Origin of the sequence: uncultured Rhodospira sp. (genome assembly GCF_937138205.1) — a bacterium.
Lineage (GTDB): Bacteria > Pseudomonadota > Alphaproteobacteria > Rhodospirillales > Rhodospirillaceae > Rhodospira.
Genome location: NZ_CAKZOT010000063.1, coordinates 1 through 8,621, shown reverse-complemented (window position 1 = coordinate 8,621; position 8,621 = coordinate 1). Strand labels below are relative to the sequence as shown.

Annotated in this window: 6 protein-coding genes; 2 read left to right on the top strand and 4 right to left on the bottom strand. The window is 70.0% G+C overall.

Annotated elements, in window-relative coordinates; genetic code table 11:
• The first annotated feature begins 116 nt into the window (after nt 1-116).
• Together Q0309_RS08995 and Q0309_RS08990 are read left to right on the top strand one after the other, a co-directional pair.
• On the top strand, nt 117-515 hold the full coding sequence (locus Q0309_RS08995) for a hypothetical protein (protein WP_299439731.1): 399 nt from the start codon (nt 117-119) through the stop codon (nt 513-515).
• Between the two features lie 13 nt (nt 516-528).
• Complete coding sequence (locus tag Q0309_RS08990) at nt 529-858, top strand: hypothetical protein (protein ID WP_299439729.1); 330 nt, start codon at nt 529-531, stop codon at nt 856-858.
• Nucleotides 859-1,168: 310 nt separating this feature from the next.
• Here Q0309_RS08990 and fdhF read toward each other — a convergent pair whose 3' ends face one another.
• From fdhF to parC, 4 genes are all read right to left on the bottom strand, one after another.
• Nucleotides 1,169-3,997 carry a formate dehydrogenase subunit alpha gene (gene fdhF, locus Q0309_RS08985; RefSeq protein ID WP_299439727.1) on the bottom strand — a complete coding sequence of 943 codons (2,829 nt, stop codon included), beginning with the start codon at nt 3,995-3,997 and terminating at the stop codon, nt 1,169-1,171.
• A gap of 122 nt (nt 3,998-4,119) precedes the next feature.
• Complete coding sequence (locus Q0309_RS08980; protein ID WP_299439725.1) at nt 4,120-5,673, bottom strand: NADH-ubiquinone oxidoreductase-F iron-sulfur binding region domain-containing protein; 1,554 nt, start codon at nt 5,671-5,673, stop codon at nt 4,120-4,122.
• On the bottom strand, nt 5,670-6,158 hold the full coding sequence (locus tag Q0309_RS08975) for a formate dehydrogenase subunit gamma (RefSeq protein WP_299439723.1): 489 nt from the start codon (nt 6,156-6,158) through the stop codon (nt 5,670-5,672). The genes Q0309_RS08980 and Q0309_RS08975 overlap by 4 nt, the downstream gene beginning before the upstream one ends.
• A gap of 169 nt (nt 6,159-6,327) precedes the next feature.
• Nucleotides 6,328-8,595 (bottom strand): DNA topoisomerase IV subunit A, encoded by a 2,268-nt coding sequence (gene parC / locus Q0309_RS08970; RefSeq protein ID WP_299439733.1) that lies wholly within the window; start codon nt 8,593-8,595, stop codon nt 6,328-6,330.
• Between the last annotated feature and the right edge of the window lie 26 nt (nt 8,596-8,621).

Sequence of the window (8,621 nt, the reverse complement as noted above, 5' to 3'; positions counted from 1 at the left end):
CCTCAAGTCTAAACGTGTGGGGGGCAGCTGTCTCATGATCGTTGGCACAGAGGGAGGCCGGCGCCACACCCTGGACCGCTGACCCGACCATAGACCTGCAAGGCGTCCAGGCCATCTTGCAGCTTCTCGCCTGGGCCGAGGACTCCATGCCCTACGAGTGCATCGGAGAAACCCGCCGGCTGGCGCTCATGCTGCTTGAGGACACCATGGGCCGCGCCTTGAAGGCACTGGACATGAGCAACCTCGAAATGGAGCGCGACAAGACCGCTGCTGCCGCGAAGGCGGCGCCCGTCCAGGCTGACGCCATCCCGGTAGGCCACATGGAAGCGGCGGGGCTGGGAATTGACCTGCTGAATGCCCGCGACACCGCGCGCGGCGCCGCAAAGGTTCTCGAAAGCGGGCAGGGCGATGAGGACACCTATCAGACTGTCTCGGGCATGGTCGAACTGCTTGCGGACAAGCTGGCCGACATGTGCGAGCGGTACGACCGCGCCCGTATCGCCAAGGCAGCCTGAAGGAGGCAGAACGATGAACCAGACCGCCGAACAGACCGCCGCTCCGCGTATCCCCTCCGCCTCACGTATGGCCAACGTGACCTTGGGAAACCTACTGGCGGTCACCGATGACCGCACAATGGAGCTTCAAGGTTTGGGGCCTCTGTGCGCGATGCTGGCCCGAGCCGCTGACGACGACTCAATCGAGAAGGACCAAATCCAGGCCGCCTTCACTTTCATCGGCACCGCCGTGACCGTGATGGCCAGGGACATGCACGACACACTTTATCTTGCCCAGGAAGAGGCCATGCGGCATTTCGACGATCAAGGGGTGCAGTGGGCCGGGCGGCGCATCGCCTCCTGACCATACTGGCAACCGTCGCCAGTATCCCGCCCGCCCCTGGGGCGACCCGGGGGCGGGCTCGTTCGTGGGCGACCGCCTGCGACCGGCTCTTTTTGATGGGTAGTATGATGGGTATGACGGGGCCGCGAAACTCAACAGCGCGTTCTTTCAATGCGTTAGGCGCCACATTTGGAAGACACCCCCTCCGCCATCTCTTCATGTGCGCGGTGTCGCCCGCCAACCCTTGGCGAGGGCGGGTGAGGGCGTCCCAGGTCCAACGATCCTGAGCGCCAGTATCGGGCGGCGGTTCGGGCGTGGCGGGGCATCCGGCCTACTCCGCCGCCACGTCGGCTGTTGCGTCGGCCGCCACGTCGGTCGTTGCGTCGGCCGGGGCGTTGGCCCGGGTGACCTGCACCGCCGTCACCTTGTACTCGGGGCAGTTGGTGGCCCAGTCGCTCAGCTCTGTGGTGACCACGTTGGCCGCCGTCGTGGGATAGTGGAAGGTGGTATAGACCACGCCCGGTGGCACCCGTTCGGTGAGGGTCGCGCGCAGGCTGGTGGCGCCCATGCGGCTGGCCAGCGACACCCGGTCGCCGTCAATGATGCCGCGCACCTCGGCGTCGTGGGGGTGGATCTCCAGCACGTCCTCGCCGTGCCAGACGGTGTTCCGCGTTCGGCGCGTCTGGGCGCCCACGTTGTACTGCGCCAGGATCCGCCCGGTGGTCAGCAGCAGTGGGAAGGCACGGGTGGCGCGTTCCTCGGTGGGCACGAACTCCGTCATCATGAACCGCCCCAGCCCACGCACGAAGCCCTCGGCGTGCATGATCGGCGTGCCCTCGGGCGCGGCGTCGGTGCAGGGCCATTGCACGCTGCCCAGCCGGTCCAGGGCCTCGAATGAGACGCCCCGGAAGGTCGGGGTCAGGCGGGCGATCTCGTCCATGATCTCGGACGGATGGCTGTAGAGCATGGGGTATCCCAGCGCCGTCGCCAGGTCGCACGCCACCTGCCATTCGGGCTTGCCGGTGCGGGGCGGCAGGGCGGGCCGCACCCGGTTGATGCGCCGTTCCGCATTGGTGAAGGTGCCGTCCTTCTCCAGGAACGAGGTGCCCGGCAGGAACACGTGGGCATAGGCCGCCGTCTCGTTGAGGAACAGGTCCTGCACCACCACGCAGTCCATGGCCGCCAGCGCCGCCCGGACGTGCTTGGTATTGGGGTCGGACTGGGCGATGTCCTCGCCCTGGATGAAGATCCCCCGGAACGTGCCGGCCACGGCGGCGTTCAGCATGTTCGGAATGCGCAGGCCCGCCTCGCCGTGCAGCGGAACACCCCATTCGGCCTCGAACTGCGCGCGCACCGTGTCGTCCGAGACTGGCCGGTAGCCGCTGAACTCGTGCGGGAAGGAGCCCATGTCGCACGAGCCCTGCACGTTGTTCTGGCCGCGCAGCGGGTTCACGCCGACGCCCGGGCGGCCGATGTTGCCGGTGGCCATGGCCAGGTTGGCCAGCCCCATGACCATGGTCGAGCCCTGGCTGTGCTCGGTCACGCCCAGACCGTAGTAGATGGCGGCGTTGCCGCCGGTGGCGTACAGGCGGGCGGCGGCGCGCAGGTCGGCGGCGGGGACGCCGGTGATGGCCTCGACGGCCTCGGGGGCATGGCGGGGGTCGCGGATGAACGCCGCCCAGTCGGCGAACGGATCGGTCTCGCAGCGGGCCGCGATGAAGGCGCGGTCCTCCAGCCCCTCGGTCATCACCACGTGGGCCATGGCGTTGATGAAGGCGACGTTGGTCCCGGGGCGCAGCGGCAGGTGGTGCGCGGCCGCGACATGCGGCGAGCGCACCAGATCGATGCGGCGCGGGTCGGCGACGATCAGCCGGGCGCCAGCGCGCAGGCGCCGTTTCAGGCGCGAGGCGAACACCGGGTGACCGTCTGTCGGGTTGGCGCCGATGAGCAGGATCACGTCCGCGGCCTCGACGCTCTTGAAGTCCTGCGTGCCGGCCGAGGTGCCGAAGGTTTGCTTCAGGCCATAGCCGGTGGGCGCGTGGCAGACCCGGGCGCAGGTATCGACGTTGTTGGTGCCGAAGGCGGCGCGGATCATCTTCTGGACGACGAACACCTCTTCGTTGGTGCAGCGAGACGACGTAATCCCGCCGATGGCGCCCGTGCCGTGTTCGGCCTGGATGGCCTTGAAGCGGTCGGCGGCAAAGGCGATGGCTTCCGCCCATGACACCACGCGCCAGTCGTCCGTGATCGCCTCGCGGATCATCGGCGCGGTGACGCGGTCGGGGTGGCTGGCATAGCCGAAGGCGAAGCGGCCCTTCACGCAGCTATGGCCCTCGTTGGCGCCGCCGGTCTTTTCCGGGACCATGCGCACCACGGTCTCGCCCTTCATCTCGACCCGGAACGAGCACCCCACGCCGCAATAGGCGCAGGTGGTCGAGACCGCGTGGTCGCCGTGCCCGTGCTCGGCCACGCTTTTCTCGATCAGCGCGGCGGTGGGGCAGGCCTCGACGCAGGCGCCGCAGGAGACGCACTCGCTGTCCAGGAAGGACTCGCCCGCGCTGGCCGCGACCTTGGAGTCGAAGCCGCGCCCCTCGATGGTCAGCGCGTAGGTGCCCTGGACCTCCTCGCAGGCACGCACGCAGCGGGAGCAGACGATGCACTTGGCCGGGTTGAAGACGAAATAGGGTGTGCTGGCGTCCTTCTCGGCGGCCAGATGATTTTTTCCCTCGGTGCCGTAGCGCACCGTGCGCAGGCCGACGGACGCGGCCATGTCCTGCAGTTCACAGGATCCGCCGCTGGCGCCGCAGGTCAGGCAGCCGGCCGGGTGGTCGGACAGGTACAGCTCCATGATCCCGCGCCGCAGGTTGATCAGGCGCGGGGTCTGGGTGGCCACCACCATGCCCTCGGCCACCGGCGTGGTGCAGGAGGCCGGGGTGCCCTTGCGGCCCTCGACCTCCACCACGCACAGGCGGCAGGAGCCGAAGGCCGCCAGGCTGTCGGTGGCGCACAGTTTGGGGATGGCAATGCCGGCCTCGCTCGCCGCGCGCATCACCGACGTGCCGGCCGGCGCCGTGACCGCCCGTCCGTCTATGGTCAGCGAGACCACCGTGTCGCTGTCGACCTTGGGGGTGCCGTGGTCGATCTCGCGGGTCAGGGTCATGACGCGTCCCTCCGTAACAGAACCCGTAGGGCGGATTCGCCGCGAAGCGGCAATCCGCCTGGGGCGGCACCGCATGTGGCGGATTGGCCCGCTTCGCGGGCCGAATCCGCCCTACAACACCTTTACTCCGCCGCCGCTTGGCGGTGGAAATCCTCCGGGAAATGCCGCAGCGCGCTTTGCACCGGCAGCGGCGTCAGGCCGCCCATGGCGCACAGCGAGCCGTCGGTCATCACCATGCACAGGTCTTCCAGCAGCGCGCGGTTGGCCTCCCGGTCCCGCCGGGCGACGATCCGGTCGATCACCTCGACGCCGCGTTGGCTGCCGATGCGGCACGGCGTGCACTTGCCGCAACTCTCAATCGCGCAGAACTCCATGGCGAAGCGGGCCATGGCCGCCATGTCGACGGTGTCGTCGAAGACGACGATGCCGCCGTGGCCGAGCATGGCCCCGGCCTCGGCCAGGGCCTCATAGGTCGCGGGCACATCGAGCGCGTCGGTGGGAAGGTACGCCCCCAGCGGCCCGCCCACCTGCACCGCCCGCACCGGTCGGCCGGAGCGGGTGCCGCCGCCGAAATCCTCGATCAGTGTCCGCAGGGTGATCCCGAACGGCGCCTCCACCAGCCCGCCTCGCCGGATGTTGCCGGCCAACTGGAACGGCTGCGTCCCCTGGGAGCGCCCCACGCCATGCGCGGCATAGGCCTCCGCGCCGTGCGCCAGGACGAAGGGTGCCGCGCACAGGGTCAGCACGTTGTTGACCACCGTGGGCTTCCCGAACAGGCCTTCGTGCGCCGGCAGTGGCGGCTTGGCGCGCACCTGACCGCGCCGGCCCTCCAGGCTTTCCAGCATCGCCGTTTCCTCGCCGCAGACGTAGGAGCCGGCGCCGAGGCGCAGATGAATGCGGAAGGTGTGGTCGCTGCCGTGGATGCGCTCGCCCAGCCATCCCTGCTCCTCGGCGATGCGGAGGGCCGCGCGCAGGGTGTCGCGGGCGTGCGGGTATTCCGAGCGCAGGTAGATGAAGCCCTCGGTCGCCCCTGTGGCCAGGGCGGCGATGGCCATGCCCTCGATCAGCAGGAAGGGGTCGCCCTCCAGGATCATGCGGTCGGCGAAGGTGCCGCTGTCGCCCTCGTCGGCGTTGCAGGCAATGTATTTCGGGGCGCCGGGGGCCTGTCTCACCGTGTCCCACTTGATCCCGGCCGGGAAGCCGGCGCCGCCGCGCCCGCGCAGGCCGCTGTCGGTGACGGCCTGGCAGATCTCGGCCGGGGTCATGGTCAGGGCGCGGGCCACGCCGTCGCCCCCGCCATGCGCGCGGTAATCCTCCAGCGAAAGAGGATCGACGGCCCCGCACCGGGCGAAGGTCAGGCGGGTCTGGTCCCTCAGGTACGGGATGGCCTCCGTCGGGCCGAGCGCCAGCGGGTCGTCGGCGTCAGGGGCGGGAAAGCCGGCGTCGAACAGCCTCGGCACGTCTTCCGGCGCCACCGGGCCGAAGGCGTGGCGGGGGTCGTCCGCCGCCGCTACCTCGACCAGCGGTTCCAGCCACAGCAGCCCGCGCGAGCCCGTGCGGACAATGTCCAGGGACACGCCCCGCCGCGCGGCCTCCACCGCCACGGCCTCGGCCACGGCGTCGGCGCCCACCGACAGCGCGGCGGCGTCGCGCGGGATGAAGACGCGGGCGGTCATGCGGCGTCCTCCCGGTCCCGATGGATCGCCGCCACCGCATCGAACCGCGCCGGTGTGACGCGGCCGTGCACGGTCTCATCGACCATCACCGACGGCCCCAGGGCGCAGTTGCCGAGGCAGTAGACCACCTGAAGCGTGAACGCGCCGTCCGCTGTCGTGCCGCCGTCCTCCACGGCGAGCGAGCGCCGGACGTGATCCAGCAGCGACTCGGCGCCGACCGCCTGGCAGGCCTCGGCGCGGCAGACCTTCACCACATGCCGGCCCGGCCGTGTGCGGCGGAAAACATGGTAGAAGGTGACGACCCCGTGCACCTCGGCCCGTGACAGGTTCAGCACCTCGGCCAGCAGCGGCACCGCCTCGGCGTCGATGCAGCCGAACGTTTCCTGCAGGGCGTGCAGCATGGGCAGCAGCGCGCCCGGTTCGGCGCGATACGCCGCCAGGATCGCGCGGGCGCGGTCCTCGGCCCAGGGCGCGCGGTCCACCATCGGTCCCCCAAGCGTCGTGTTTCGTCTGCTTCATTGAGCATCCGACACGGGGGGTCGGGCAATCCTTTTCTGTTGCGAGCGAAACGAAAACCGCAGGCCGCACGCGCGGTTGTTCGCGGTCGGGGCGCGCCCGGTCGTAGTTTGGGCAACCGCTGTGGACGGGTCCGGCTCACCCGCCCCCGAACGTGTTGTCCCGGGGGAAGCCGCGCGGGGGCAGGCGGCCGGTGCTCGCCCGATTGCCGAGCCACGGCGTCAGGTCCGTCTCGGTGCGGGTGCGTTCGCCGCTGGGCCAGCTCAGGCCGTCGGCCAGGCGGATCACCCGCACGTCGGTCAGGCGGCCGTCCTTGATCCGCTGCAGCGTCACCCCGCGCCCCTTGGCCATGGTCGCCACCTGGTCGAGGGGGAAGATCAGCAGCTTGCGGTTGGTGCCGATACAGGCCACGTGATCCCCTTCGACCCCGCCCGGATCGAGCGGTCGGCTGGCCACGGCGACGGCGTCCTTGCCCGGGGTGAGCACCTGCTTGCCGGCCTTGGTCTGGCCGACGCACTCGCTTTCCTCGACCACGAAACCGCGACCGTCGGACGCCGCCAGCAGGCGCTTCGCCCCCGGCCGGTGCACGTGCAGGTCCACCAACGCCGCATCGTTGGGCACCTCGACGATCAGGCGCACCGGATCGCCGAAGCCGCGTCCGCGCGGGATGCGATCCCCGGCGATGGTGTAGTAGCGGCCGTTGGAGGCGAACAGCAGCAGCTTGTCGGTGGTCTGGGCGCGGACCACGGTGTGCAGGCTGTCGCCGTCCTTCAGGCGGGGTTCGCCGATGTCCTCCGGGTGGCCCTTGAGTGCCCGGATCCAGCCCATGCGCGACAGGATCACGGTGATCGGCTCGCGTTCCACCATGGCCTCGATCGGCACCTCGATCACCTGCGGCGCCGTGCCGAGTTCTGTGCGGCGCCGGCCCAGGTCGGTGTGCGGGCCGAAGTCCTGCTTGATCTGGGCCACCTGCTCGCCGATGCGCGCCCAGCGCCGCGCCGGGTCCGCCAACAGATCGCGCAGGTCCGCCTGTTCGACCGACAGGGCCTCGTGCTCCTTGCGGATCTCCATCTCCTCCAGCTTGCGCAAGCTGCGCAGCCGCATGTTGAGGATGGCCTCGGCCTGCACGTCGGTCAGATCGAACGTGTCGATCAGTACCGGTTTGGGATGGTCCTCCTCGCGGATGATGCGGATCACCTCGTCCAGGTTCAGGTAGGCGATCAGATACCCGCCCAGCACCTCCAGCCGGTGGGCGATCTTGTCCAGGCGGTGGCGGGTGCGCCGCACCAGCACCTCGTGCCGGTGGTCGAGGAAGGCCAGCAGCACCCCCCGCAGGTCCATGACGCGCGGCACGCCGTCGGCGTCCAGCACGTTCATGTTCAGGCTGGCGCGGGTTTCCAACTCGGTCTGGCGGAACAACTGCTCCATCAGCGTGTCCGGATCGACCGAGCGGCTGCGCGGCTCCAGCACGATGCGCACATCCTCCGCCGACTCATCGCGCACGTCGGCCAGCAACGGCAGTTTGCGGTTGGTCAGCAGGTCGGCGATGCGCTCGATCAGCTTGGCCTTCTGCACCTGATAGGGGATTTCGGTCACCACGATCTGGTACTGGCCGTGGCTGAGCGGCTCCTTGGCCCACCGCGCCCGCAGCCGGAACGCGCCCCGTCCGCTGGCGTAGGCCTCGCGGATGGCCGCCGGCGTCTCCACCAGGACGCCGCCGGTGGGGAAGTCGGGGCCGGGGATACGGGCGACCAGGGCGTCCAGCGGCGTGTCGCGGTCGTCGATCAGCAGGGCGAGGGCGTCGCAGATCTCGCCCACGTTGTGCGGCGGGATGCTGGTGGCCATGCCTACGGCGATGCCCTGGGCGCCGTTGGCCAGCAGGTTGGGGAAGGCCGCCGGCATGACCCGGGGCTCGTCCTCCTCGCCGTCGTATGTGGGGCCGAAGTCGACGGCGTTCTCGTCCAGGCCCTCCATCAGGGCCTGGGCCACGGCGGTCAGGCGTGCCTCGGTATAGCGCATGGCCGCCGCGTTATCGCCGTCGATGTTGCCGAAGTTGCCCTGGCCCTCGACCAGCGGCCAGCGCACGGCGAAGTCCTGCGCCAGGCGCACCATGGCCTCGTACACCGCCGAGTCGCCGTGCGGGTGGTACTTACCGATGACGTCGCCGACGACGCGGGCGCACTTCTTGAAGCCGCCCTCGGGGTCGAGTTTCAGTTGCCGCATGGCGAAGAGCAGGCGGCGGTGGACGGGTTTGAGACCATCGCGCACGTCGGGCAGCGACCGGGCGACGATGGTCGACAGCGCATAGGCCAGATACCGCTCGCCGAGCGCGTCGGCCAGCGGGGTGTCGCGGATCTCCTCACCGCCCGACGGCGGCGGAGGCGGGGTCTTGGTGGTGGTGCTCATGCGGCCGACAATGCGCCGAGAGGGGG

Coding starts and splice junctions, on each gene's coding strand:
- Q0309_RS08990 (WP_299439729.1), top strand. CDS start 529: ATGAACCAGACCGCCGAACAGACCGCCGCTCCGCGTATCCCCTCCGCC.
- fdhF (WP_299439727.1), bottom strand. CDS start 3,997: ATGACCCTGACCCGCGAGATCGACCACGGCACCCCCAAGGTCGACAGC.
- Q0309_RS08980 (WP_299439725.1), bottom strand. CDS start 5,673: ATGACCGCCCGCGTCTTCATCCCGCGCGACGCCGCCGCGCTGTCGGTG.
- Q0309_RS08975 (WP_299439723.1), bottom strand. CDS start 6,158: ATGGTGGACCGCGCGCCCTGGGCCGAGGACCGCGCCCGCGCGATCCTG.
- parC (WP_299439733.1), bottom strand. CDS start 8,595: ATGAGCACCACCACCAAGACCCCGCCTCCGCCGCCGTCGGGCGGTGAG.